Raw genomic sequence first — 25,000 nt, forward strand, 5'->3', positions numbered from 1 at the left:
TATGGACTCTGCTCCATAATTACAAACAGCCCGGCACTGACCCGCAAGGTCAGACCGCCTCGGAAGGAGGCTCGGGAAAGACAAGAGGACTTGATATGCACATCAACTACGGCATCGACGCCGGAGCCAGAAAGCGCGGCGAACACGCTCCGGTGACGTGGAACAGCAAGGTTGCGGTGAACGGTCACTGCCTCATGGTCGGCATGTCCGGGGCAGGCAAGACCTACAACCTGCGCAAGATGATCCGGCAGATGCAGGACAGCAGCGAAGGTAAGCCCCTGCGCTTTCACGTCTTCGACGTGCATGGCGACATCGAGATCGAAGGCGCGAGCAGCGTCATGTTCAGCGAACAGACCACCTACGGCATGAACCCGCTGCGCGTGAACCCCGACCCGCACTTCGGCGGCATCCGCAAGCGGGTTCAGGGCTTCATCACCACGATCAACCGCGTCATGCGTGCGCTCGGCCCCAAGCAGGAGGCCGCGCTTCGCAACATCCTTTACGACATCTACACCCGCCACGGCTTCAAGCAGGACGACCCCTCGACGTGGCACATCGACGAAAGCATGGCACGCCTTGTTTCGGACGGCTCTGATGGCCGCCTCTACATCGACGTGCCGATGGCGGAGAAAGACGACGCCAAGGCGCTCGGCGCACGCTGGGATTCGCTCCAACGGTGCTGGTTCATCCAGACCGAGGACTATCAGGGCGGCATCACTCGCTGGGCACCGAAGACCCTTGCCCGCACCCACCCATCCATCAGCGATGCGCTGCGCATGGCCCGGCACATCTTGCAGATGAGCTTTTTGGGAACTGGTCAGGCCGCAATCACCAATCTTGAAATTGCCAACAAGGCAGCCGCTGCCTACCAACGCAAGCTGCTTGAGGCGCTGCGCCGGGGCGACAAGGCGTTTGCGGACGAGAAGCTGGAGGCCGATCTCGACAAGGCCAAGCAGAAGGCCATCGACACCTTCACCGAGTACGCGAACTCCATCGTAACCGGGCGCGAACTCGGCGACCTCATGAAGTACGACTCGACCGACGTGCTCAAGAGCGTCGTGGATCGCCTCGAAAACCTGAACGCCATCGGCATCTTCAAGGCCGTGCCGCCGCCGTTCGATCCGGCCTCCCAAGTCTGGCGCTACAACATCAAGGCGCTGAGCATGGAGGAACGCAAGCTGTTCGTGCTCTTCCGGCTGGAGGAAATCTTCGCCGACGCGGTGCAGCGTGGCGAGCAGGATGATGTGGTTGAAGTGGTCATTCTGGACGAGGCGCACATCTACGCCGACGACGACCCAGACAACATCATCAACAACATTGCCAAGGAAGCGCGGAAGTTCGGCCTCGCGATGATCTGCGCGAGCCAGTCCCCTACCCACTTCACCGAAGACTTCATCTCTTCGGTGGCGACCAAGGTCATTCTCGGCATCGACGAGATGTACTGGCGCGGCTCTGTCACCAAGATGCGCGTCACCGAAGAGGCGCTGGCGTGGATCAAGCCCCAGAAGACCATGCTCGTGCAACTGAAAACTCGCGGCGAAACCCGCAACGACTGGCGCTGGACGCTGATCGGCTAGGAGCGCCTATGGACAACCTGTACGAACTGATCGGAGCCAGCACCGGCATCGCAGGGGCGATTCTGCTCGCCATCAAGTGCCGCTTCTCCGCATGGGCGTGGCCGCTATGGATCGTCTCGGGCGTCGCGTGGATCGTCTACGCGCAGGCCACGAGCACCTACGGCCTGCTGGCCCAGCAGGTTGTCTTCACCACCATCAACCTGATCGGCACATGGCGCTGGCTCATCCAGCCCATCGCCCAGAAAACCGGGGTGCGGCTGGCCGGGACTCCAGCCGCGAATGCAGCTACTCCAACCACAGACAGGAACCAGTGACTATGAATCGTCAAGAACTGATCGAGCACATCGCCGAGGCCACCGGAGAAACCAAAGCGGCCTCCGGGCGCTTCTTGGATGCCTTCATCAACACCGTTCAAACCGCCGTCGCCTCTGGCGACAAGGTTTCGCTGGTCGGCTTCGGCAGCTTCGAGACGGTATCCACCAAGGCACGTCAGGGCCGCAATCCGGCAACCGGGGACGTGCTCACCATCGACGCCACCGTCCGGCCCAAATTCAGCCCCGGCAGCAACTTCAAGGCGCTGGTGAAGGAAACCTTGGAGAAGTGAAACCCCATGCGACCGGGGCTTCGGTTGAAGCCCCGTTTGCCCAGCCCCACAAGAACAAGGAGTAGAAAGGTTATGAGCAGCTATCTCACCCTCGTGGTTCGGACGCCGGACAACGATCCCGACGCCAAGGCTCGCATCCAAGAGGGCTTGCGGATGCTTGAGCCGTACCGCACAGCCATGTCCCTTGAAGACGAGATGACCGTCCTTGAACTGATCGAGCAGCACGATGACTTCGAGGACTACATCGCCGATGAGGCGCGAGCGAAAGCCAAGGCGCTTCATGCCGCCGCCGAAGCCCATTGAGAAGGGTGCGGATCGAATGAACGACCTGACCCCCGACGAAATCGCGCTGATCCAGCAGCGCCGCGCCGAACAGGCCCAACGCGATGCAGCACAGGCTTTTCAGCGAAAGGCCATTGCAACCGCACATGCCTTCGACGATTGGTCGGCTACGACCGGCGAAGGACTGACCTTCTCCACCTTCGTCAACACCTTCGGCTATCAGGACAAGGACGGCAAGCAGATGTACGAAGCCGTGAAGCGCATCCTTGATGCCGCTTGGCCCCAAGCCTAGACCACTGGCTACAGAAAGGAACTCCAATGGCAACAACCACAGCACGGAAGTATCCCCGCATCGACGACGCAGAGATCGCCCGACTGCGGGCGATGTCAGTGGATGACACGCTCACCCTGCTCGGCCTGTACGCCAAGCTCGACCGGGATTACCAGCCTCACAAGAGCGCCCAGTCGAAGCGCGTCAACGTCTCGGTGGACTCCACGGTGATCGAACTCGTGGTGACAGGAGCCAAATGGTATGACGCCCGCGCTCAGCGCGGCGGAGGCGGTGCCATCGACCTGACGATGCACCTCTACCGCGAACCGTTCGTGAAGGCCGTGCAGCGCCTGCAAGCACGGGAACGGGCACTCCAATGAGCCAACCAGCCCGCATCCAACTCCAGCGCAAAAAGGGCTGGAAGCTACCGCCGAACACCATATCCGTCGCACGGCCCCACAAGTGGGGCAACCCGTACTCGGTCGAGGAATACGGTCGCGACCTCGCCATCGCCAACTTCCGTCGCCGCCTAGACGGCATGAGAGCCATCGGCGCTCTCGATCTGTCCGAGCTACGCGGCAAAAACCTCGCCTGTTGGTGCAGGCCCGGCGAGGCGTGCCACGCGGACGTGCTCTTGGCGCTGGCCAACGATGAAACGCAACCGTGAGGACAGCAGCCATGCCGACCCAGTACCAGATTGAGAAAGCCGCAGGCATCGACGAGGCCATCGCTCAGCACATGATGGCCCGCCGCACACCTGCGGCCAACAACGCGATGGAGCTTCTTCGGATGCAAGTCGCGAGCTACGAACCGGCAGGCTTCGCGCTGTTGCAAGCCGCCGTAGAGGACTGCCGCAAGGAAATCGCGGCACCGACACCAACCTGACCCACGGAGACACCAATGGAACCAAAGGACGACCGCGACGCGCTATTCGCCGTCATACGCGAACTGGAGACGCTGCACACCAACTGCGTCAACAAGGCCAAGTTCATCGACAACGTGATGAGCGGCAAGGAGCAAATCACCTTCGCCACCATCGACCGCTGCCGCGAAGCCCTGATGCAGTTGAATCAAGCCCATCACGTCTTCAAGAGCCTATACGAGAAGCACAGCAGCACCGCCGAGGTGCAAGATCGCATGAAGGCCATCTGTGATACGAACCGCACCACGGCGGACAAGGCCAATGCCGATCTCAAGGCGCTTCTCGCATGGGTTCCGCCCGGCCCGATGTCACGGCGCACGGACAACTGAGGGCTTCACTGTGGCAGCATTGTGTAAGCTATGTGGTATCAGTGTGGCGCTATTCGCGGTGCTTGCGCCCGCACTGGCGGCAGCCAGCGAGCTATCCGGTCGCGTGGTAGGCGTCGCGGACGGCGACACCCTCACGCTTCTCCACGCCCAGACCCCGGTGCGCATCCGGCTCGCAGAGATCGACGCACCGGAGAAGGCCCAACCATTCGGACAACGCTCGAAGCAATCACTGAGCGATCTGTGCTACGGGAAGGAGGCGCTGGTCGCCGTCTCGGCTCAGGACAGATATGGCCGCAGCATAGGCCGGGTCTGGTGCGCAGGCACAGACGCCAACGCGGAGCAGGTGCGACGCGGGATGGCGTGGGTCTATGACCGCTACGCCACGGACAAGACCCTCTACTCGCTACAGGATGCGGCCCGGCAGGCGCGAAACGGCCTCTGGGCCGATCCAGCGCCTGTCCGACCGTGGGAATGGCGCAGGCTTCCCTGATTCCAACCACCCCGCACCTGCGGGGTTCTTTCCATTCGGGCTTCGCTCGCCCATATCGCAGCACTCGCAGCCGCTTCTGGCGGTTCCTGCTGCCACCTTGGACACTCCCGCTCCCAGCTCGGCAGCCACAACCGACATCTCGGCGGCCCCCTTGCCTGCGGCGCGTGCCACCGCTCCAGCGCCGCCGTCCGCGCCCGCATCAGCGCCTCCCGACAGCACTGCAACGACCGCCACCAGTAAAGCCTTCATGACTCCCTCCAAGCCCGCCAAGCGGACTGCGTGACTGAGTTATTTATGTTAAATCCCCATCCCCGCTCACGCGGGGAACACTCCATTTGCTGATTCATCATCCGGGCCTGCTCCGGTTCATCCCCGCTCACGCGGGGAACACTCTTCGCACGATGAAACACTACGGCGACATCCGGGCATCGTAATCGGTGCCGCTCTCCAGAACAGGCTCTTCACTGAAATCCAGCCCGCCCTCGACCTCGACACCTCGCTCTTTCATGTCGCGGATCATCCACTCGAAGGCCACGGTGAAATGCGGGATGTCGTAGCCCGGATCAGCCGCCTTGATCTTCTGGGACAGCGTGGCGATCTCGACCTTGATTGCATCATCGGTATCGTCCAGTTCCCACGCATCGGAATTCCCTTCCAGCGCAGTCAGGTGCCGTGCCTGACTGAATGGCTCCCCTCCGACCTTCACAGCCGCATTCAGCCGCTTGTAAAGATGGCCGTCGCCCTTGCCTTGCTCCAGATGCGAGTCAATGACCCGCAGGAACTCCACATGCGCTTCCGGCGATGCCACCAAGTCTTTGTAACTGCTGTACTCCATTCAGGCTCCCTACCCGCCATGAGGCGGCTTTATTTACGTGATCGACAGGAGCCTCAAGGCTCCACCCCGGTGTCGGCCTCTGCCCTGCTCACGCAGCGCAGGCGGTACTCCGCCATCAGGTTGTTGAAATGCTCGGCCAGCACGCGGCGGTCAGAACCCGTGGGATTCGGGTTCCCGACCGGATGACTGGCGTACCGCTGCTCATCAGCGCCGTACACGAGGTAGTCGCTCCGCGCTCCCTTTGCGTCCAGTTGATCGAGCACATAGGCCGCCCCTGCGCGGGCGAAAAGCTCCCGCGTTGTAGCCCAGTACGGGGCAGAACGGGTTTTATCAAGCTGCTTGGCCTGCTCGTGGAAGGCCGTATCGCGCCCGTTGGCACCGGAGCGGAACGACAGCGGCAGATCGACCTGTAGCTCGCGTGCCGCCTCGACTGTGCAGGCCAGTGCCAGATTGCGCACCATGTAGGCGATGTTGCCCTCCACCTTGTCCTTCACCTTGGTGAAGCCCGGCTTGTTGTCGCAACCCTTGCGCAGCGTCTCGAAGATTTCCTCTTCCATGCCGCTCAGTGCCTCCCACACCACAGCACCCGCTGGGCCGATCCCCGTCTCGCTGAACGAGGGATTGCCCTTGATCGCCTCTATGTGTCGGGCCGCCTTCTCCGTGAAGTCCGTCGCGGCCTTCTGATGCAGCGATTCCATCACGTCCTTGAGATGCCGCCGCGTTTCCTCGCTTTGCAAGTAGAGCCACGACAGCGCGTTGTCTGCGCCGCGCCGGGCGTTGGCCGACGCCCGGCTGTGGATGTCCTCCGCGTCGCCCGGACGACGCTTCATCGCGTGAGACAGCGCACCCATGACGCTGCCACGCGGATCGCCCTCGCGCTGCTCGCTCGCATAGCCCGCCTTTTCTCCCAGATGGAAGTCAAGCGCGTGCATCCACTCGTGCGCGAGCGACCCTGCCCCTTTCATACGGGTCAGGTTGATGACAAACCGCGCAGGCTCGAAATGGGCCAGCGCCGCGTGCTTACCGCCTCGGCCACGGGAGCCGAAGGCCACCGCAAGCTCGCCGTCGAACGACACTCCACTCGGCGGAATGTCGAGCGCGTCAGCGAGGTCGCACAGACTGTCAAAGGCCATGTTCAGCACCTGTTGCCGCTCGTCCTGCGGCAACCAGTTGCCAAACTCCACGGCTCGGAAACCGAAGTGCTCGATCAGGTCGTCGGCAACAATGTCGCGACCAGAGCGCCAATCCTCGCCTGACCGCTCCACCCGGTCGAGATGAGGCCGATGAAGCTCGCGATCCTGATCGGCTTTCTCCGCCTCAGCTTCCTTCTCCGCCTCGGACTTCACGCGCTTGGCCTTGATGAGCGTGCCCCATAGCTGCTCTTCCGTCGCAGTCTGGCCCCAACCGGCCACCCGGCGCTCGCGCTTGCTGATCTCGCTCCTGATCTTCTGAGGCACCACAGCCTCGGTATTCACGTTTTCGCCCCAGCCATAGGAACGCTCGGAGTCGTACAGGAGGTGGCTTGCATCACTGCCAATCGCCACCTGAAAGGCCGACCCACCATAGATGTAGTTGCTGTCGCCGCGCCCGGCCTTGAAGAGCCGAATGCAAGCGTCCTTGAAGTCATCCAGTGTCTTGACCTCAGCCATCGCGTCACGCACCGCGCCGACAGCGCGGATGTACTCGCCCTCGGGATCATCCGCGATCATGCTGTGTCGCCGATCAGGCTCCACGTTGATTGCATCCTTGAGATACTTGATGGCAATGGCCGCCTGCGGCGTCACCCCGTCCTCGCGCATCTGCTGGTAGTTGAGCGACGCCCAGACGTTCTTCTTGAGCACATAGGTCTTGCGCTCCATGTCGTTCATGGAGTCAAGGTCTTCGATAGTCAGCGACCGCCGCGCATAGTCCTTCCGTGCGCCGCCGATCTTTTCACCGGCATCGACGTGCTTGACCTTGCCGTCACCCGGCGCTGCCGCGTCGGTCTGCACCGTCTCGGCAAGCTCGCGCAGCTTCTGCTTCGCAAGCTCCTTCGCGTGGTCGGCCATCAGCTCGTGGCCGCGCTTCAACGCAGCCCCCAAAAGCCCGGCCAACTCGACCTGCTCCGCGTCGGCCATCGGCACGAAACGGCTGGCAGTCAGGGCCAGCAGGCGAACGTCGCCCTCAGTGATGTCTGTCAGCGGCTTGGCACGCACCGAGCCACCACGCTCCGCTTCGTTCCCGTCCGTCAGGTGCTTCACATCGGACGGCAGTCGCGGATGGCGCTGCCGCAGTTCCTCCACCGCAGACACCACCCCGGTGATAGAACCCCAGAGCAAATCCGGCATCTCCAGCTTCTCCGGGGATGCCCCCCACTCTCGCCAGCTTTCCACCGCCTTCGCCACTACCGGAGCAATGCCCTTCGCCTCCCGAATGGCCGAGACGATCAGTCCACCCGGCCCGGCGCTGTAATACTGCTCTGGGCCGATGTCCATGATTTCCGGCGCGAAGCGCACGTCCTTCAAGGCAATGATCTGCCCCGCTCGCGTTACCCACAAAGGTGCGGCATACGGCAAATCCACCTGCTGCAAGTCTTCGCGCTTCCAGCCATCCGCCTGCGCGGACTCCAGATCGGCATAGAACGGCACCAACGCATTCTGCCGATAGTTCGCACGATGGAGCCTGTCCGACATTCCGTAATGGCGGCTCACGGTGTTACCGCCCAGAAGAGGGAATTCCTGCCGCGACAGCCTCGGGTCTGCCTCGGGGATCGCGCCTGACTCGGCAAACGGCTTCTCGAATGGGTTGGCGACAGGTGTCCAGACACCCTTGTTCTCAGCCGCAAGCACCCTGTCCGCAAAGGCCGCCCACTCGCCGTCCATGCCCGCCTCCGGCTCGGCCACGAGGCGGATTTCATCCACGGGCATGTCACGCAAATCCTCTGCGTCCAGCCCCGGACACAGACGACGCAACTCCGACAGCGAAAACTCAGTCTTGGTGGAAAAGAATCGGAGGTACTGCTTGAAGTCGTTGTTTTCGTAGCTGCCGACACTCACCGGCTGCGGCTGCTCGCCAAACCCCAAGTCCTGCTTCGCTTGCGTGAAGCTCTCGTGCAGCGCCCGGCGCTCATCCGCCGTCACCTCACGATCAGTCGGCCAGCCGTACATGCGCTGGTACAGATCGCGGTCGCGAATCTCAAGACACGTCACCGCCACGCCGCGCAGCGGTGACTCCGGCACTACTCGAAGCGCGGCTCCAAACCGCGCCAGATCAAACCACTTGATATGACGTTCCACGAATCCACCCGTCAATCCGCATCCCGAACAGCCGTTTCTAGGACGGTGGCGGGTAGTTCAACATAGGCAGCGAGGCGAGCAGCGAACGGCGAGACATCGCAGGGCTTGCCGTCGATCAGCACGATCTCCAGCCCTTCGATGCACGAACGATCACGCGACCACCGGGCCACAAGGCCGCCCGTCGCGTGCCGCTCCTGCTCATCCTGCACGCCGAATTCAATCTGCACGGTCGGCGCATCGTCACCGGGGCGCGTCGCTCCCGAGATCGACAGATAGTTGCGCTCGTCCTCGAACTCGCGCACCACCTCGGCCCATCCAGTCTCGATCCCAGCCAGCGCGGTCGAGACAACCTCGCCGATGTAGGCCAGATCACGGCGAGCGTCCGGCAACAACTCGTCCTTACGGGCTGGGATCATTGTCGGCCTCCGCATCTGTGCCCTTCTTGCCGCGCACCATGTTCACGAAGTCCTTGGCGATCTCCTTGAGCTTCTCCATGATCCGCTGGATGGTTTCGCGCAGCTTCTCCGCGTGGGACTTGTCTTCGCCCTCGAACAGCGGCGCATTCGCCGTGTTCTTCTGCATCCGCCCGTGCGAATTGTCGAGCCGGTCGCGCAGCGCCTCGAAATGCGGGTTGCCCTCGGTTTCCGGGTTCAGCAGTTCCTCTTGCCCGCGACCGTACTGGCGCACCCAGCCGTCAAGCGCCTTGTCCATCGCCTTCTTGTTGGTCTGGGCATCCGGGGATTCAGCGACTGCGGTACGGAATTTCTCGTGCAGATCGGACATCTCGCCGTTCGGCTTCATCTTGTCCATCACGTCCTCGACGGACAGCCCGGTCTGTCGGGCACGCTCTTCGATTTCCTTGCGGACGTTCGGCAGGTTGCCCGACTCCCACAGCTTCTGCATCGCGTCCTCGTAGGCATTCGCCGCCTTCTCGGCCTGATCGACACGGTATTCCGAAATACGGGGCAGCACCGCCACACCCGCTGCGGGCGCTTCCTGCGCTTCGCTGCCATCGCGCTCGCGCAGTGCTCCCGCGAGCGACGAAGCGACCTTTCCACCCGCCTTCAACGCAGCCCCTGTCAGCGCAGCCGCACCGCCGAGCAGCGACATCCCACCCTCGGCCAGCGCCTGCGCTCCGGTCTTCACCTGCTGCTGCCCCTGAGTCGGGCCAGCACCGGGGATCATGCCGCCCTGTTGGACAGCGGCATTCACCCGCTGCAATTCATCGGGATCAACCAGCATGGCCCCTGCATTCACCTTCTTCGCCACGCCCATGAGGGCTTCGTAGGTGGCCCGGTCAAGCGTCACCTTGTCGCCTTGCGCCGCCGCCTCGGCCTCGGGCACGACATCTTCGTACTCGGCGTCCTCAATGTGCTCGTTGCCGCGCTCCGGCTCCGCGACAACCTCCGGCTCGATTTCCGTCACGACCTCCGCCTCCGCGTCGGGCGCAGCATCGGCCTGCTGTACGGCGGGCGGCAAACCAGCGCCCTCCTCTTTCGGAGTCGCAGGATCGGTCGCACCAACGGCATAGCTCTCATCGGCCACCGCACCTTCTGCGCCGCTCTCGACCGAAGGCTGATTGCCCGCATCTGACGCAGGAGCGTTACCTTCCACTGGAGAGGGAGCGATTCCACTTGACTCAACAGCAGCCGCAGGGGCTGCCGGGGCTTTCTGGGCCTCCGGGGGGATGAAGTTGGGCAGCGGCTTTACATCGCCGCCGTCCTGCTCGTCGTAATCCGAGAACGCCTGATCTTTTTCTTCCAAATCCATGATCGCCACCTTTACCTTGTGTCGCCTTATTTAATGATCCGGCTGACGGCATCCTTCTGCGCACGCTCGTGCGCCGCCTCAGCCTGCTTCCTGATTCGAGCCATCTTCTGCGACGTGTAGATGGCAAGCAGGGCTTCGACCCGCTCCTTCTTGCGAAGGATGGCCTCGGCCATGTAGTTGTTCACGCCAACGGCGCGGTTGTAGTCAACCCAGAGCGCACGACTCGATACCTTGGTGATGTTGTTGTTCCACTCCGCGTCGCTGAACCGACGCCCCGCTTCCGTCAGCATCATTTCCGAGGTGGACATCGTGTCGTAACCGCCAATCGGCGCGGTCGGCAGCGTGCCGTAGCCATCCTTGTCAGACAGCCACTCGGCGGGAGACTTGCCCTCGGCAGCGGCCAGCGCCGCGTCCGCATTCGCCGCCGCGACTTGTGCTGGCTCGAACTTGACGTTCGGAGCCACGCCGCCCGGAGGGACGTTGCCGAACAGGATGGCGTGCTGCTCCTTGGTGTCCTTGCCAAGAATCGGGTAGTGCTGCGGATTGCCGTCTTGGATCGGGAAAGTCGCGCAGAAATACGGGGCCGGATCGGTCTTCCAGCCGATTCCGGCCTGCTGGTTGAAGACATGGGGCAGTTGTCCCGGATTGAACGCCCCTCGCGCCGCGTTCTGCGGGAAGGCGGTCGCACGCGCCGCATCCTTCTGCGCCGTGCCATAGGTGAAGTGCAAGTGCTTCACCATCGCGTCGCTGGGCGTGTTACCGGACAGGCCAAGCTGCTGCCCGGCCTTGACTTCCATGCCCTGCTTCAAGCCGGTCGCGAAGCCGCTCATGTGGTAGTACGCCACCACGTCGCCGTTGCCCCGTTTGATGAGGATCGCGTTACCAGCGGTGCCACGCTTGCCGATGAAGGTAATCACCCCGTCTGTCGTCGCGTACAGCGGCTGCGACGCGCCACTGGTCGAGAAGTCCAGACCATCGTGCATGTGCGGCTTCTGGTTCGCGCTGCCAAAGTTGCCGGAGCCACCGCCCCGGAACTTGCCGAAGCGCCCGGAGACGGTCTGTTTCTCGGTTGGCGACACCATGCAGGTATCGGCGACAGCCAGCGCCGTGGTGCCCGCGAGCGCCACGGCCAGCGCCGCCCTTAGTACCTTGCTTGCCATGCAGCCCCCTTACTTGATCGCATTCGTCACGTTCTGCTTGGCAGCACGTTCAGCGGCAACAGCGGTCTGGTTCTGCGAACCGGACGACTGCACTTCGAGGGCCACAAGCGCCGCAAGCTGTGCTTCCATGCGCTCGTACTGGCGGTACTGCTTCTCCTGAATTGCGAGATCAAGCGCCTTGACCTTCAACAATTCGACGAGAGCACCGCGCTCGTTCTGCGCAGACATCACTCGCGCCCACGCATCGTATTCAGCCGAGTTGCCCGCGTACCGCTTCACCTCGTTGCGGAAATGCACGGCCAGCGGAATATCCTTGCCCGTCTCCGTGCCGGTGACGCCGGAGTAGTCCAACTGGATTTCCTTGAGCGAAGCGATGGCCGGAGAGATCAGCGCATCCTTGCGGGCCTTCGCCAGCGAATAGGCTGCCGTCGCAGGCGTCGATCCGGCAGCCGTGGGCACGGGGCCATCCGGCACGCCGACCATGTTGTTCACGAACGCCACCTTGGCGTCGTACAGCTTCTCGCCTTCCATTGCAGGCTCGAAGAGCGTCGCGACCGTCAGGCTCGCGCCGGGGATCGCGCCCACGGTCTTGCAAAGCCCGGAATCGACCTGATCCTGCGTGCAGAAATCCTTGTTGGCCTCAATCAGCGCACGCTGCCCTTGAATGGGATCAACATAACGCCCCGGCGCTGCCACCACCTCGGACATCACTCGCGCCCGGCGCTCGGTCGCCATGTCCGCATCGCGGTTGGCGATCACCTGCCGCGTCGAATACACCTTGCACGGCGAGTACCCTTGGCCGAACTCCCCGCCATAGTCGAACCGCGCCTGCTTGACCCGCTCGGTCTGCGCGAGCACGTTCAAACTGGTCGCCACCTGCTGCGAGGCGGTGCGGCTGCTGTCCGCGATCTGGTTGGCGGCCATCGCCTTCTGCTTGGTGAGCACAGCAATCGCCGAGGTCAGGCGCTGCGAGTTCATCTCCAGTTGCGCCGAAAGCGCCTTGTCCACCGCTGAGATGGCTTGGTTGAGCACCTTGGTTGCGTTCTGGAACTGCGGAGCCACCCAGTTCTCTTGGTACTGCGGCGGGCAGTACGCCGCATAGGCCCACGTCGAGGACAGGACAAGGGTGATGCCGAATGCAGCCTTCCAGCGGCGTGCTTCCTGCGATTCATTGAATCTCATGCTGCCCCCTTTCACTTCACGGTCACGTTGGCGGTGTCAGCCAGCACCTTCTGGTACTGCGCCTCCAACGGGCCGGACAGCTTGTCGGCAGAAGCCAGCAACAGCGCCGCGAGATTCGCTTCGAGGCGCTGGTTCTGCTCGTATTGCTTGTGGTGAATCCACACTTCAAGGCCAGCCATCTTGGCCGCCTCAACCAGAAGGCCACGCTGGGTCTGGCGGGCCATCGACCCTGACCACTGCTCGGCCTCCTTGCCCCCGAAATACTGATTCACGCGCAACTTGAGCACTTCATTCGGGGACTTGCCCCCAAACTGGGCAGACTGGGTGTTGGCAGCGTCGATCATCGCAAGGCTGTACGCTGGCACGGAGAGCAGCGCATCCTTGCGATTCTTCACGACCATGAAGGCTTCACCTGCGGGCGTGCCGCCAGCGGACTTCTCCAGCTTCTGATCGGGTGCGCCCAGTACATGCTGGATGTAGGCATAACGCGCCTCCGTCTGGAGGCTGCCTGCCGGGGCAGCATCGAACAGCAAGGCGGCGTTCGTGTCGCCACCCGGCAACTGGCTGGCCGAGCAGAGGCCAGCACTCGCCTCTGCGGCGGTGCAGAACTTGCTGCGGTGCGTGTCCAGACGCGCCTGCATCGCCTGCGCCGTCGAGTTCACCAGACGCCCCGGAGCAACATCGGTCATGCCGACAGTGGTCTTCGCCTGCACGGCAGCCGACTCGAAGGCGATGTCCATCGTCTTGTTCTTCGCGTTGGTGCCACACGGGTCGTAACCCTGCCCGGTTGCCGGGTTGTAGTTCAGGTAGGCCGTTGCGACCTGATCGCTCTGCCGTTGCGCACGAACCGCGTTCACAAGCTGCTCGGCAGCCTGCCGCGTGCCATCGCTGACGATGTTGGCCGAAAGCGCCTCCTGCTTGGTCGCAACCGCCACCGACGAGATGATCTGCTCGAACTTGGTCTGCATCTGCGTCGAGAACGCCGTGCCAAAGGCCGCGATGTTCCCGGACACCTCGGCGGTCTGGGCGGCAATCTGCTGGATCGTCCAAGTTTCAGCCGGGCCGAAGCCGTAAAGCGCCGCGTAGGCCACCCCACTACCCAAGGTCGTGGAGAGAACCGCAGCAGCGATGATTTTCTTTTGTGCTTTCATATCACTGCCCTGTCAGCATGGGCATACGACGATCCGTCGCCTGCCCGATAATCGCGTTGGCCGCCATCGCGCTCAGCGCGGCAGTCGCAAGCTGCTGCGACTGCGCAGCAGCGCAAGCCGTGGTCGTGCAATCGCTATTGGCCTCCGCCCGTGCATCCGCGATCATCGCGGCGTAGGCGTAGGCCGCCACTTCACCCTCGGGGGCCAGCGTCTTCTCGCTGAAAGCCCCCGCGTAGTTCACATCCCACCCCTGCATACCGTTGGCCGACAGCGAGCACATGCCTTGCTTGGCCTCAGAGACGGTGCAGTAGGTGTCACGGTGCATGGTCAGCACCTCGGCATTGGCAACCGCCTTCGACCCCACGCGGTTCGACGCGAAGCTCGCCATCAGGCGGGCCGCGTCCTTCTGCCGCTGCGAGTCAGCCTCGACATGCAGCTTGCCGTTCTGCTGCGCCACGCACTTGATCGTCACAGGTTGTCCAAGCTCGGAGTCAAATGAAGTGACCGCCTTCATCACCCGATCCGACATGCTGATCGCGCCCATCGCGGTCGCAAGCTGCTTTTTCGCCGTGACCTCCGCCTGCGACTCCTGATGCGCGGCCACGCTCGTCTGCTTGACGCTCACGGCCCACGCGGACGCCTCATTGCGCAGGGTATTGATGAACGCGATCACCGAATCCCACGACAGCGCATGAGCGGGCACGGAGGCCAAGGCCAGTCCGTACCCCACAAGCGTCCCTGCAATGACTTTCTTCATCCTCATCGCCTACCCCCTTAGTTGAACAGGTTGCCAATGGACTGGATGAAGCTGCTGTTGTCGCTGGTCTTTTGCGGAGCCGTCGCGCTCTTCGCGCTCACGCTCTGCACGCTGTACGCGCTGGGCGAAATGCCCGCCAGTTGGGACTGCAACGCCGAAAGCTGCGAGTTCAGGTTGTTCAGGTTGTTCTGGGCGCTTGCCACGGCCTGCTGCTGCGAAGTGCAGTTGTTGTATTGCCATGCCTGACAATTCGCCAACTGCTGCTGCGCCTGCTGCAACTGGTATTGCGCCGGGCCGACCTGCGCTTGCACGTTGGCAATCTGCTGGTTGAGCGCGTTGATCTGGGCATTGGTGCCACCCATGTCGCTGCCTGTGCCCGACGATCCGCCGAAGTCGGTCTGGGTGCCGTTGAACGGGTTGGTGCCCACGGTGTAGGTGCCGCCACTCGTGCCGCTGTGGTACTGCGAACCGAGGTTCGGGTCGATCTGCGACATGCCCTGCTGCACGAGGCCGTTGGTCAAACCGTTGAGATCACCGAAGGAACTCAGTCCGTTCACCTTGCCGATGGCCTGATTGATCGGCGATGTCACCATGCCGGTGACTTGATTGACCGCCGTGCAAATCTTCTTCTGCGCGTACTTCATCACCGCGTCCTGCGCAGCGGACAGGATGCTGGCGAGACTCGGGATGGAGAAGGAAAGGTCGAAAATCTGGCTCAGGCCCGAGAAGCAGTCGCTGCCAACATCGAACAGCGACTCCACGTTCGGCGTCGCCGAGGCAAGCTCGGTGTGGATGTCGAGCGCCTGCTTGATCGAGTGCCCGATGGTGCCGTCCTTGGTGCCCGTGGCGCAGTCCTCGGCGTCGGCCTTGATGTTATCCGCCACCACAGAGGACTGCTGCGAGATCAACTGGCTGCTCGCGCTCGCCAGCGTGCTGCCCGAGCCGACCGCCGAAACGGCGTACCCGGCGAACATCACCGACACGCCCAGCGCGACGCCGATGGCGATCTTGCGGTCGAAGACACGGCCAACGGCAGCGGCCACCGGATTCATTTTCCCGTTAAACATCTGAATAACTCCCCATGATCTGCAAAATGCGAGTCAGGCGCTTCCCGGAAAAGATTTCCCCCAGTAGTTTCGCCTTGCTGAACGCTTCCAAACGCCGCCTGACGGCTGCGACATTGGGTGATTGTCCGGCCTCTTCTTCCAGCAGGAAGCCCAGCCGTTCCAAAAATTCCTCGTTGTGCTGACCCACGAACCGAATCAGGTACATGCACCGCGTTGTCGTCAGGTGACACAGGATGTCCGCAAATTCGCGAGGAACGCGGTGCAAGACCGGCAAGCTCGCCTCGACGAAGCGTTGCAGGTCTTGCACGAAAAGCTGGATTTCCAGCGCCTTCGGCGACTCCGACTCGTTGTAGTCCACCGCCCACTTATCGACGCGATCCAGCGCCAACAGGAAGTTGAGCAGTTGCACATTCCGCGTCGATTTCGCGAAGTGGGCCAGAACGCTATGCGACGTGAGATCAAGCGTCTCGATCTCAGGGATCGGGACGCCTTTCAAGTCGCTTGTGCTTGCTTGCGCAGTTGAATCCAGCATGGTCAAATTCACGAAACTATACCCAGTTTCTAATTCTCTATCAAAAACCCCGGCGTATCAAGATTCTAACAACGACCCGATCATGGAGCCGGGCCATCATCCGTCGCCACCTCAAGGTTCCTGCCGTGCTCCAGCCGGAACCGTTCCTTCAACGCCTTGATGACATCGTGGTCGGGTTCAGGCACGTAGAACTTGCCGACATGGTGATTGCGCTGCATAAGCTCCATCAGGGAGCGCAGATCGTCCCTGTCCACATCCACCTGCATGTAGGACTTGGTGCCACTCAGCTTTAGCCGCAGACTGCCTTCCGGCGTCTTCTGGCCGATGTCGAAGATCGTTCCATCGGTCATCAGCGCACCCGCCCTCGATTTGGTGCCGGGGATACTCAGACGGAAGGCATCGCCGCCATTGAGCACCTCGAACATGATGCCCTCGCCCTTCTTCATGTCCTTCACCCCGGCGTCGTAGATGCGGAACGACCCGTACATCGAGCGTTGGCGGAACTCGGGGTGCTTCGGATCGAGGTACTCGTCGATGTAGTCGCAGATGTCCCGCGCATCCAAACCGATGGGCAGTGCCTTCACCATGTCCGGCGTAATGCGATCCTTGAGCAAAACCGCCCGCTGCCGGTTGCCATCTTCATCGGTGAACAGGATCGGAGAACCCAGCTTCTGCTTGCTCGCCAGTTCGCACGCCCGGAAGATGTTGCCTTGCAGCACGTATTGGGTGCGGATCACCTTGCCATCGGGTGCGGCATCGAACTCGGCCATCACCTGCTCGGCCTGCCGCTTGATATGAGGCATGGTCGCCATCTTGTCCGGGTCGAGGCTGATCCATGACCCGGAGAACAAGTCCTTGCCCTGCGTCCGCACGGTCGCCAGCGTGATCTCCCGCACCCTGTCCTCGCCGGGGAAAGCCACCTTGGCCCGGTACTTCGAGAGCAGGAAGAAGTCCTCCTTGTCCTTTGGTAGCTCGACCGAGGTGATGACCCCTTTTCGCTCACCCTTGAACGGGTCTTCATGGGTGAGGCGAACACCGGGACGGAAGGCATCAAGGTTCGTCAGAAGCCAGTCCGCCCGTTCCTTGGCCCCCTTCGCCCCAGCCACATCTTTGCCGTCGAGCAGTACCGACAGCGGCTCTTCGGACTCGCGCAGCTTGGTCGGCAACTGGCGACGCACCCAGCCGTCCCTCATCCCTTCAAGCTGCTCGCGGAAAGAGCGCAGCGAGCCGCGTTCATCCACCGCTGGCTCGGCCCGGTACAGCTCAAGCCCGGCCTTCACCATGCCAAGCAGCTTCTCGGAGCGGATGGGGAAGATGTCCTGCTCGTACCGCACCGTGACCAGCTTCACCGGCTCATCGAAGGTGCTTCCAGCCGACCGGATCACGCCACTTTGCAGTTCTTCTTCCTTGACGATCTTGGCCTTCCACTCGAAGACATCGACCTTGAACGGATTTTCCCCGCGCTGCTCCAGTTCCTCGATCTTGTCGGCAAACCGCTCCGTGAGCGTTTTCAGGATTTCCTCCTGCTTTTCCACGCTCACCATCATCAGGCGGCCCATCAACTTGTTGATATACGGGCACTCCTGCGAGAACCGCGCAGCATCGTCCAAGTCGTCCTCGCTCGGCAGGTTGATGTCGAGCAGTTCGGCCACATCAGGGTTCTCTGCCAGCCATTCCAAGGCGACTCGATCCCCCACATCGTTGAGCAGATCGAATTCCTCGCCTTCGAGATTCGCATTCTCCCGGTTGCTTGTGGTGTTGGCTGACAGCTTGCGCAGCTTCGCGTTGTGCATCATCGTGAGCCGCAGTTCGGCAGGAAGCCCGGACTCCAGCCCAGTGATGACAGGCGGAACCACCTGATCCTTACGGTTCACCCGCCCCATCCATTGCAAGAACTCCGCGATGTTGGCGGCCTTCTGCAACACGATGAAGTCGCGTTGGCGAATGTCGGAATCCTCGAAGCGATCCGTGGCGTGCAGCGAGATGCCCGTGGAGCCGGAACGGGTGATGACGATGGCGTCGTACTTGCCGTTCTGGAAGCCCGCCACGTTCGCGACCGCATCCGCCTTCGCATGGAAGTTCACGTCCCACATCGCCGGATTGGCTGCGTTCGGCGTGATAGACGCCGTGCGCCCGGACACCTCGGCAACCGGATGACCTCGCTGCTGCAACTCCTTCTTCACTACGTCAATCGGGGTCAGCGGAAGGTCTGGGAAGGCGCGAATCTTCTCGCGCACCCTGTCCTCAGCCTCTTGGTATTCCTCGCTCTCCGGCTTGATGCGCTGCACATCCCCGTAGCGCCCCTGAATCTTGATGACGCCAATCCGGTCAAGCATGGACTCAAGCAACTCGCGGTACTGCGGCGGCTCGTCGAGCACCACGTTGCGCATCGCGTCGTTGATGCTCGACACGAGCACGTCGCGGCGAGCCTTCTCTTCTTCGCTCAACGCCCCGGCACGCTCATCCAGTTCGGTCAATTCCGCCTCCAGATGCTCGATCCCGGCGCGACGGGAGATCACCTGACGCAACAGCGACTCGCCCGTGTTCTCCACGGCGATCACCGGCTTGCGCCCGTTGGAGAGATCGTTCAACGCGGTTTCCACCGCATCCTCGATCTTGATGCCCAGCAGGAACTGCCGGTTGAGGCTGTAGAGGCGCGAGCCGAAGTTCATGCTGGACGCCTGCATACGCGCACCCTGCCTGTCCTTCTCGGGGATTTCCTCCCAGTCCTTCTTGTACCCCTTGTTCATGTCGGAGACGGCCTTCGACACGTCGCCAGCAAGGTAGGACATCTCGCCGATGATGTCGGAAAGCGCATCGGCAAGCTCGACGTTGCGCTGGCGTCGCGCAGCGTCGGGATTGCGCGTGTGGAAGGTCAGCTTCGAGAAGTCATGCTCGCGCCGGATGAGTACCCCGTCGCGAGCCATGTTGGTCGAGATCGCTTCCTGCAACGCCTCGCCACCGGCCTTGAGGGTATCCGGGAGCGTCCGCAGATCGACCGAATCCGGGAAAATCTTGTTGTAGATGGCGAAGTTGGATACCCCTTTGAGCGGGGTTGCTGACGCATACAGCACCGCGTCGCTGTTCGCCACGGCCTGCCCGACCGTCGCGGACAGATTCGACGCGCCAGAGGCAACATGCGCCTCGTCAAGAATCAGCATCCCGTTGTTGGCCGCGATCTCCGTCAGCAACGCGGCCTTCGGGTTCTTGTGGTACGCACGCATGAACTGCGAGTAGGTCGCCAACACCATGTCGGTGTCAGGCTCCACTGCCCCGCTCGTCAGAGCCGCCTTGCGCTCCTGTGGCGTCGTCGCCCGGTACAGAACCTCGTTTTCAGTGCCAAACCGCTTGACGCTCTCGCCATCGTTGAAGATGAACAGCTTTTTGAAGAGATGCTGGCTGCCGATGTCGCTGATGTCCCGGAAGATGTCAGTGAACAACTCCGGTTTGATGGTCAGGAACACCGGCATCTTCTCGTTGAGCTTCGCATAGCGCAGCATTGCCGCGACGAACCGTCCCTTGCCCATGCCCGTCTGGTCGGCATTGATGATGCCCCGCCCCTCTTCCACCGCCTTGATGGCGAGGCCGATGGCATCCACCTGCTCCGGGCTGAAATACCGGGACAGCTCCTCTTCGTCGTACCGGAGCTTCCCGGCGACATACTTGTCGATGCCACCGAAACGAGATTCCAGATCGTTGAGCGCGGCGTAGGTGGCTCCCGCCATGTTGATTGGCACCATAGCGGTCGGCTCGCCGATCCGCGACGCCGCCTGATACGGCGCTTGGAACTCATTGACGTGGCGCTCTGCCGGGGCGCTGAGGTCGGGATAGTCCGACAGCACCGCCTGCGGCACTGGCTTGCCTTCCGCCAAAGCCTTGTCGATCACGTCCCGATGCGTGACAGGCGTCTCCAACCTGTCCGTGATCTCCGCCAACTCTTCCTGCGTCAGCTTGACCTCGCCCCTCTGTGCGGCAGCCAGCTTCTCACTGGCCCAATCGGTGACGCCGTACTTCAAGAACTCAAGCCGCTTGAACCGCGCAGCCGCCTCGCTGCCGGAGTTGCGCGTCGGCACACCGATACCGGAACCAGCACGACTCGCGGACACTTCGCTATTCCATGCCTGCAAAGTCATCTGCCACGGCTCGCTCTGCCCGGCTCCGCTCGCCGGTTGCGCCGCGCCAGACTCCACGACACCCGTTTGATTGGCCGTCCCCGGCGCTCGTGGCTCACTCTGCTCGCTACCGGATTTGACAGGCCCGCCCTGCTCCGGGAGCGCGGCATCTTGTTCCGATCCCTCGACCGCCGCAGGCTCACCAAACACGCTCAGGTCAGGCTCGCCGCCAAGCGCCTCAATCACCCGCTCTGCGTCCACCCCATTCTGGGGCGCAAGCTCACGAAACTCAGCGAGCACTGCCCGGCGCTGCGCAATTCCCTCTTGAACATCGCGAACTTCCAGCGCAAGGATGTGGCCCTTTCCACGCGCACGCTCCACGTTCTCCAGCCGCGCATAGATGTCGCGCAGCCCGGTCAGCGCGAAACCAAGTCGGTCGCGCACCGGATGCGGCAGGCCGGACAACACGTCATCTTCTGCAATGGCATCCGCCGCTGGCCCTTCGTCTTGCTCTGCGGTACGCATGGCAGCCGCGCCCGCGCCAAACACCGGCTCTACGCCGCCCAAGGCCGACGCGCTGACGCTCGGTTCTGCAATCTGCTTTTTCACCGGCTCGGGCTTCGGTGCGTCGTAGCGTTCGATGACATGCCCAGCCCACTGCCACAGATCGTCGTAGCTCGTGATGATCGGCAGCTTCTCCGGCACTTCGGCCTGAATTGGCTCGGGTCGCTTGTCGCCAATCACCAGCAGCCGGACGTTGAAGCCAGCCCCGTGCCGTGCGTACAAGCGGCCATCCACCTCGGTCATCCCATGCACCTCGTAGTGGTCATGGATGTAGTTGAGAAACGCCTTCGCGCCACCCTTGATGGTGCCATCCGATTGCGCACTGTCTGCACCGAAGATCACCACCGAGCGGCCTGCATCCTTGCGGGCCTCCAGCGCCCGCAGGGGGATGTAGTGATCGAGCTTGCGCACATTCGGAATCTTGTCGAACGCCTTGGGTGCGTCCATCTGCCCGAACGGCGGATTCGCGATGGTGTAATCGAAGCCCTGCTCCATCCCGAACACGCGGCGGAACCCCACCTCAGTCGCATCACCAAGATGCGGCTGAATGCGCCCCGTCTCCCGCAGGGCGGCAAAGCGGTTAGCATCAAGCTCGACGCCAAATACCCGCACCGCTTCCGGCAAAAGATTGACCAGACCGCCATTGCCTGCGGTCGGCTCAAGCGCCGACTTGCCAGTCAGATCATCGTTGCCTACCAACAGGCGCTGAGCGATGACCGACATCGGGAGCGGCGTCGAATACTGCTGGAGGAACACACTTTCGGCGGTGCGCATCCGCGCAGTTGGCAGACCATAGTAGAAGTCCGTGGCGAGCCTGAATGCCGCCTCGTCGGGCTTGCTGGCGAGCGCGGTGAAGCGGCGATAGCTCGCCGCCTCGACCGCCTCCTGCAAGTGGTGCAACTGATCGTCCGAGGGTTCCCCGTCACGAGCGTGCTTGCCATACACAGTCTTGGCAAACCGCACCAGATCGGGCCACGCTGTCTTGCCGCCTTGCCTGATCGTCCAGAGGAACCCTTCCGCGCACGCACGCAATTCCTCATCATCCGACGCCCGCAGGAACGCAGGCCGCCCGAGCTTCGCAGCCTGCTGCGATCCCTCCGCGACAGCATTGTCCGACGACAGCCGAATGAAACGCCCCGCTGGGGACTCATAGACGTACTGGCCCGCCCGGTTCTGGCCGAGAGGCCGCGAACGCATGGTCAGCGCGTTCAAGTTTGCACCGAACTTCTCGGTGATCTTCTCCCGGAACACCCGGTCGATTTCCGCTGGCTCCACTTCAACGAGCGGACAACTCTCGATGCCGAATGCCGCCGCGAGCGCCTTTGGGCGCAGCCGCTGATCGTCACCGTGGAGGTAGTAAATGCCCTTGTCGTAGCGCGGCGAGCCGACCACAGGAAGGAAGCCAATTTCGCGCAGGCGGGCCGGATCGCCGCGATCCTGCATGTCCAGCACCACTAGCCGATGCTTCCCATCCGCCATGCGCTGATCGCCGAGGTAGATGCCATGTTCGGCAAGGTCAATCCATTTTTGTTTTTTCGACATACTCCGTCCTTCCTCTGGCTTGCGCTCGACCGGCGCAGCCGCAGGCTCGGCCTGCTGCAATTTCCGATTTTCGAGAAGCGACACAAGCTGGCTTCCAAGCTGCCCCACGCGCTCGGGCGACAGGCCCGACCTCGCGCTATGCTCCCCCGGTGACGCCAGCCAATCCCCCGCCACTTCGGCAGCCATGTCCGGCTCGCTCTGCGCATAACTCCAAAGGAAGCTGTCGGCATTCGCGACCGCATCGGACAAACCGGCATAACCGGGATGATCCCCGCGCCTGATCTCCGCAAGCTCAGCAAGCACCCGCTGCGCCTCGATGGCACTTCCGAGGTAGCGACCCACGTAGCGATCAGGCACCTCTCGCGAGTACCCGCCCTGCGCCATCGCGACCAGCGCAAGATCAAGACTGTCAGCACTCCGCGAGCCAATCGGAGCCGGGCTACCCGGCTCGGACACGTCAAACTCAGCAACCGTCACTGCTCCACCAGTGCGCCAAGCGACGGCCATACGTCGCTCCGCGCCATGACTCAGTGCCACGCTTACTCTGGATGCAACCAATTCACTCGCCACTGCCCTCATCGCCTCTGGCGAGGCTGGCAACAACTCGAACCGATTGAGGAACGCAACCGACGCCGCCCGTCGCGTCTCGACAAGACGCAACTCGCCGAGATAGCCGACGAACCCGGCGTCGGCCTCTGCCTCCCGGTCAAAGCCCACCCAGAAAGGCCGCATCGGCGACAGGTAGACGTGACGCCCAAGCTGGGCCGCCGCAAGGTCGCGCTGCTCTTGATAGCGCGGAGCCTGAGCCGCGCTCAGAATTCGTAGAGCGACGCCGCGCTCTTCCTCTGTTTTCGCCATTCACCACCACCAAAACAAAACGGGCGGGAGCGCCCTTAACGACACTCCCGCCCGCATGAACACGCCCTTTACCCAGCGGACGGATTACGGGGCATAGTCGTAATCGTCGTCCACTACCGGCTCATCAGCAGCAGGTGCTTCCGGCTCAACCGGCTTGGCCGCTTCGGTCTTGGCTTCGGCGGCCAGAGCAGGTTCACCAGCCGGATTCATCGGCAGATCAGCCAGCTTCTGCACTTTCGGATACATCTGAACGGGAGACGCGAAGACTGCATACGGCTCGCCGTCCGGGTGACGATGCACAGCCACTACGGTTTTCGTGTAGCCGGGGGTTTCGCGCACCCGCGTCTCATCGACGGCTTCCTTGATGGTGTAGGCCGCGAGTTGCGGACGATCCTTGTCGTTGAGATAGGTCTTACGAGAGTCGGCACCGAAGTCGATCTTCTCTGCGGCGATCACCTCGACCTGCAAGGCACCGGCCTTCGCGCCGTAGTACAGGTTGCGGATCGACTCGACCACGCCCTCGTCGGGGGAGTTGAACTTCGGCTCATCAAGACCCTTGAGGCCAGCGATCACGGCGCGAGCCGTGTCGAGTTGGCGGTTCGCCATGTCGGACTTGCCCGGCTTGGCGGTCATCAGGTCGTCGATGGTCTTGTCGGCATCGACCTTGCGCGGCACTTCCTTGTGCTCACCAAGGTTCTGATCGAACACCTTGGCAAGCTCGGTGGACGGATACACACGCGGCGAAGCGACCACCTTGCCCTCGTGCATCACGCGCATGATGACAAGCGGATCACGAGCGCGACCCTGATCGTCCTTGATTGCCAGCGCATCGGAAAGCGCCTTGTCGATACCGTCCTTGTCGGCCACAACGCTCGACTTCATCAGCTCGACATACGCCTGCGCGGGCGAACGACGCCCGTTGTACTCGCCAGCCTCCTTGAGCTTCACATGGGCGAAGCCGGACATCACTTCGGCCTCGGGGTTCGTGCTCATGGTCTTCGGCCAGTGCGCACGATACTCGGTGACGCCGTTCTCGTCTTTGCCGAGGCGGCGAGCATCGTCGAACGAAAGCAGCTTGATGCCTGCCTTGGCCTTGTCGGAGATCGAATCGCGAGTGTTCTCGCCCGTCACGTACTGGGCCTTGATCTTGTCCACGTTATCGTTGGGACGGTCAGCGGAACGCTCCTGCACCGTATTCAGGCGCACCTTGATCTTCTCGTCCGGCTTGTCGGCCTTATGGCCGACTGCATAGTGAAAACCCTCTGCGGGCGTCTCGTAGTCTTCCACCACAAGGAAGACGCGCTCAGCACGCGGGCCTTTGTTCGGCTGACCGCCGCCGCTGCGCTGGCCCAGCTTGCTGGGATCGAAGCTGCTCATAAAAACTCCTTTCATCTAAGGTTCTGAGTTATGCGGCGGATTGCCGTAGCCCGAAACGAATTTCGAGACATGGCAAATATAACCACCAAGGTTGCAAACGTCAATATACACGATCATAATTCTCACAGCAAAATCAGGCACTTACTCAGAAAATTGTCGTTTTGCTTTTTGGCGGTTCTTGTCATTTGTGCGTCGTTGCGCGTTTCTAATTTTTACGCTAAGATGGCACACATTGACATGTGAATGATATGATGCTACCGATTTGCCGAAATCAGGGAAAGGGCAACGGAATGCACAACAACGAGACGGCAGACGTGCCGCGTCGAGATTTGTGGAGATGACT

At 62.2% G+C, this 25,000-nt stretch carries 22 protein-coding genes; 10 read left to right on the forward strand and 12 right to left on the reverse strand.

From position 1 onward, the window contains the following. Positions 1-95 precede the first annotated feature (95 nt). From ACWJKU_RS19235 to ACWJKU_RS19280, 10 genes are all read left to right on the forward strand, one after another. Positions 96-1,577 (forward strand): DUF5710 domain-containing protein, encoded by a 1,482-nt coding sequence (locus tag ACWJKU_RS19235; protein WP_101530109.1) that lies wholly within the window; start codon positions 96-98, stop codon positions 1,575-1,577. A gap of 8 nt (positions 1,578-1,585) precedes the next feature. Next, complete coding sequence (locus tag ACWJKU_RS19240) at positions 1,586-1,891, forward strand: nicotinamide mononucleotide transporter (protein ID WP_101530108.1); 306 nt, start codon at positions 1,586-1,588, stop codon at positions 1,889-1,891. A 2-nt stretch (positions 1,892-1,893) separates the two neighbouring features. Further along, entirely contained in the window at positions 1,894-2,181 is a 288-nt protein-coding gene (locus tag ACWJKU_RS19245; RefSeq protein ID WP_101530107.1) for an HU family DNA-binding protein, read from the forward strand. 72 nt (positions 2,182-2,253) lie between these two features. Then, complete coding sequence (locus ACWJKU_RS19250; RefSeq protein WP_101530106.1) at positions 2,254-2,484, forward strand: hypothetical protein; 231 nt, start codon at positions 2,254-2,256, stop codon at positions 2,482-2,484. Positions 2,485-2,500: 16 nt separating this feature from the next. After that, positions 2,501-2,755 (forward strand): hypothetical protein, encoded by a 255-nt coding sequence (locus ACWJKU_RS19255; RefSeq protein WP_454148349.1) that lies wholly within the window; start codon positions 2,501-2,503, stop codon positions 2,753-2,755. Positions 2,756-2,847: 92 nt separating this feature from the next. Continuing rightward, positions 2,848-3,114 carry a hypothetical protein gene (locus ACWJKU_RS19260; RefSeq protein ID WP_101530157.1) on the forward strand — a complete coding sequence of 89 codons (267 nt, stop codon included), beginning with the start codon at positions 2,848-2,850 and terminating at the stop codon, positions 3,112-3,114. After that, positions 3,111-3,401 carry a DUF4326 domain-containing protein gene (locus ACWJKU_RS19265; protein WP_454148351.1) on the forward strand — a complete coding sequence of 97 codons (291 nt, stop codon included), beginning with the start codon at positions 3,111-3,113 and terminating at the stop codon, positions 3,399-3,401. Before ACWJKU_RS19260 ends, ACWJKU_RS19265 begins: the two co-directional genes overlap by 4 nt. Positions 3,402-3,412: 11 nt before the next feature. After that, positions 3,413-3,619, forward strand: coding sequence for a hypothetical protein (locus ACWJKU_RS19270; RefSeq protein ID WP_101530104.1), 207 nt, complete (start codon positions 3,413-3,415; stop codon positions 3,617-3,619). Positions 3,620-3,634: 15 nt separating this feature from the next. Further along, positions 3,635-3,985, forward strand: a complete 351-nt coding sequence (locus ACWJKU_RS19275) for a hypothetical protein (protein WP_454148353.1) — start codon at positions 3,635-3,637, stop codon at positions 3,983-3,985. Between the two features lie 19 nt (positions 3,986-4,004). Continuing rightward, positions 4,005-4,475, forward strand: a complete 471-nt coding sequence (locus ACWJKU_RS19280) for a thermonuclease family protein (RefSeq protein WP_454148355.1) — start codon at positions 4,005-4,007, stop codon at positions 4,473-4,475. Positions 4,476-4,884: 409 nt separating this feature from the next. Here ACWJKU_RS19280 and ACWJKU_RS19285 read toward each other — a convergent pair whose 3' ends face one another. The 12 genes from ACWJKU_RS19285 to ACWJKU_RS19340 form a co-directional block, all read right to left on the reverse strand. Then, positions 4,885-5,310, reverse strand: coding sequence for a hypothetical protein (locus tag ACWJKU_RS19285; RefSeq protein ID WP_101530101.1), 426 nt, complete (start codon positions 5,308-5,310; stop codon positions 4,885-4,887). 53 nt (positions 5,311-5,363) lie between these two features. After that, positions 5,364-8,585, reverse strand: coding sequence for an LPD1 domain-containing protein (locus ACWJKU_RS19290; protein WP_454148358.1), 3,222 nt, complete (start codon positions 8,583-8,585; stop codon positions 5,364-5,366). 11 nt (positions 8,586-8,596) lie between these two features. Further along, a complete protein-coding gene (locus ACWJKU_RS19295) occupies positions 8,597-9,001 on the reverse strand; it encodes a hypothetical protein (RefSeq protein ID WP_291608299.1) in 405 nt (134 codons plus the stop codon). Beyond that, positions 8,985-10,355, reverse strand: a complete 1,371-nt coding sequence (locus ACWJKU_RS19300; RefSeq protein WP_454148360.1) for a hypothetical protein — start codon at positions 10,353-10,355, stop codon at positions 8,985-8,987. Before ACWJKU_RS19300 ends, ACWJKU_RS19295 begins: the two co-directional genes overlap by 17 nt. Positions 10,356-10,381: 26 nt before the next feature. After that, complete coding sequence (locus tag ACWJKU_RS19305; protein ID WP_226331892.1) at positions 10,382-11,515, reverse strand: M23 family metallopeptidase; 1,134 nt, start codon at positions 11,513-11,515, stop codon at positions 10,382-10,384. Between the two features lie 9 nt (positions 11,516-11,524). Beyond that, complete coding sequence (locus ACWJKU_RS19310; protein ID WP_101530096.1) at positions 11,525-12,697, reverse strand: hypothetical protein; 1,173 nt, start codon at positions 12,695-12,697, stop codon at positions 11,525-11,527. Between the two features lie 11 nt (positions 12,698-12,708). After that, complete coding sequence (locus tag ACWJKU_RS19315; RefSeq protein WP_101530095.1) at positions 12,709-13,848, reverse strand: hypothetical protein; 1,140 nt, start codon at positions 13,846-13,848, stop codon at positions 12,709-12,711. A 1-nt stretch (position 13,849) separates the two neighbouring features. Further along, entirely contained in the window at positions 13,850-14,605 is a 756-nt protein-coding gene (locus ACWJKU_RS19320; RefSeq protein ID WP_101530156.1) for a hypothetical protein, read from the reverse strand. Between the two features lie 17 nt (positions 14,606-14,622). Continuing rightward, complete coding sequence (locus ACWJKU_RS19325) at positions 14,623-15,672, reverse strand: hypothetical protein (protein ID WP_101530094.1); 1,050 nt, start codon at positions 15,670-15,672, stop codon at positions 14,623-14,625. Further along, on the reverse strand, positions 15,665-16,204 hold the full coding sequence (locus ACWJKU_RS19330) for a type IVB secretion system protein IcmW (RefSeq protein ID WP_101530093.1): 540 nt from the start codon (positions 16,202-16,204) through the stop codon (positions 15,665-15,667). Before ACWJKU_RS19330 ends, ACWJKU_RS19325 begins: the two co-directional genes overlap by 8 nt. Positions 16,205-16,284: 80 nt before the next feature. Continuing rightward, complete coding sequence (locus tag ACWJKU_RS19335) at positions 16,285-23,280, reverse strand: strawberry notch C-terminal domain-containing protein (protein ID WP_454148364.1); 6,996 nt, start codon at positions 23,278-23,280, stop codon at positions 16,285-16,287. Between the two features lie 84 nt (positions 23,281-23,364). Further along, on the reverse strand, positions 23,365-24,657 hold the full coding sequence (locus ACWJKU_RS19340) for a hypothetical protein (RefSeq protein WP_101530092.1): 1,293 nt from the start codon (positions 24,655-24,657) through the stop codon (positions 23,365-23,367). Between the last annotated feature and the right edge of the window lie 343 nt (positions 24,658-25,000).

It is taken from the genome of Methylocaldum sp. MU1018, from assembly GCF_053646775.1.

What these genes read in the sequence shown, in the direction of transcription:
- ACWJKU_RS19235 (WP_101530109.1), top strand. Translation starts at nt 96, where the DNA reads ATGCACATCAACTACGGCATCGACGCCGGAGCCAGAAAGCGCGGCGAA.
- ACWJKU_RS19240 (WP_101530108.1), top strand. Translation starts at nt 1,586, where the DNA reads ATGGACAACCTGTACGAACTGATCGGAGCCAGCACCGGCATCGCAGGG.
- ACWJKU_RS19245 (WP_101530107.1), top strand. Translation starts at nt 1,894, where the DNA reads ATGAATCGTCAAGAACTGATCGAGCACATCGCCGAGGCCACCGGAGAA.
- ACWJKU_RS19250 (WP_101530106.1), top strand. Translation starts at nt 2,254, where the DNA reads ATGAGCAGCTATCTCACCCTCGTGGTTCGGACGCCGGACAACGATCCC.
- ACWJKU_RS19255 (WP_454148349.1), top strand. Translation starts at nt 2,501, where the DNA reads ATGAACGACCTGACCCCCGACGAAATCGCGCTGATCCAGCAGCGCCGC.
- ACWJKU_RS19260 (WP_101530157.1), top strand. Translation starts at nt 2,848, where the DNA reads ATGTCAGTGGATGACACGCTCACCCTGCTCGGCCTGTACGCCAAGCTC.
- ACWJKU_RS19265 (WP_454148351.1), top strand. Translation starts at nt 3,111, where the DNA reads ATGAGCCAACCAGCCCGCATCCAACTCCAGCGCAAAAAGGGCTGGAAG.
- ACWJKU_RS19270 (WP_101530104.1), top strand. Translation starts at nt 3,413, where the DNA reads ATGCCGACCCAGTACCAGATTGAGAAAGCCGCAGGCATCGACGAGGCC.
- ACWJKU_RS19275 (WP_454148353.1), top strand. Translation starts at nt 3,635, where the DNA reads ATGGAACCAAAGGACGACCGCGACGCGCTATTCGCCGTCATACGCGAA.
- ACWJKU_RS19285 (WP_101530101.1), bottom strand. Translation starts at nt 5,310, where the DNA reads ATGGAGTACAGCAGTTACAAAGACTTGGTGGCATCGCCGGAAGCGCAT.
- ACWJKU_RS19295 (WP_291608299.1), bottom strand. Translation starts at nt 9,001, where the DNA reads ATGATCCCAGCCCGTAAGGACGAGTTGTTGCCGGACGCTCGCCGTGAT.
- ACWJKU_RS19300 (WP_454148360.1), bottom strand. Translation starts at nt 10,355, where the DNA reads ATGGATTTGGAAGAAAAAGATCAGGCGTTCTCGGATTACGACGAGCAG.
- ACWJKU_RS19305 (WP_226331892.1), bottom strand. Translation starts at nt 11,515, where the DNA reads ATGGCAAGCAAGGTACTAAGGGCGGCGCTGGCCGTGGCGCTCGCGGGC.
- ACWJKU_RS19310 (WP_101530096.1), bottom strand. Translation starts at nt 12,697, where the DNA reads ATGAGATTCAATGAATCGCAGGAAGCACGCCGCTGGAAGGCTGCATTC.
- ACWJKU_RS19315 (WP_101530095.1), bottom strand. Translation starts at nt 13,848, where the DNA reads ATGAAAGCACAAAAGAAAATCATCGCTGCTGCGGTTCTCTCCACGACC.
- ACWJKU_RS19320 (WP_101530156.1), bottom strand. Translation starts at nt 14,605, where the DNA reads ATGAAGAAAGTCATTGCAGGGACGCTTGTGGGGTACGGACTGGCCTTG.
- ACWJKU_RS19325 (WP_101530094.1), bottom strand. Translation starts at nt 15,672, where the DNA reads ATGTTTAACGGGAAAATGAATCCGGTGGCCGCTGCCGTTGGCCGTGTC.
- ACWJKU_RS19330 (WP_101530093.1), bottom strand. Translation starts at nt 16,204, where the DNA reads ATGCTGGATTCAACTGCGCAAGCAAGCACAAGCGACTTGAAAGGCGTC.
- ACWJKU_RS19335 (WP_454148364.1), bottom strand. Translation starts at nt 23,280, where the DNA reads ATGGCGAAAACAGAGGAAGAGCGCGGCGTCGCTCTACGAATTCTGAGC.
- ACWJKU_RS19340 (WP_101530092.1), bottom strand. Translation starts at nt 24,657, where the DNA reads ATGAGCAGCTTCGATCCCAGCAAGCTGGGCCAGCGCAGCGGCGGCGGT.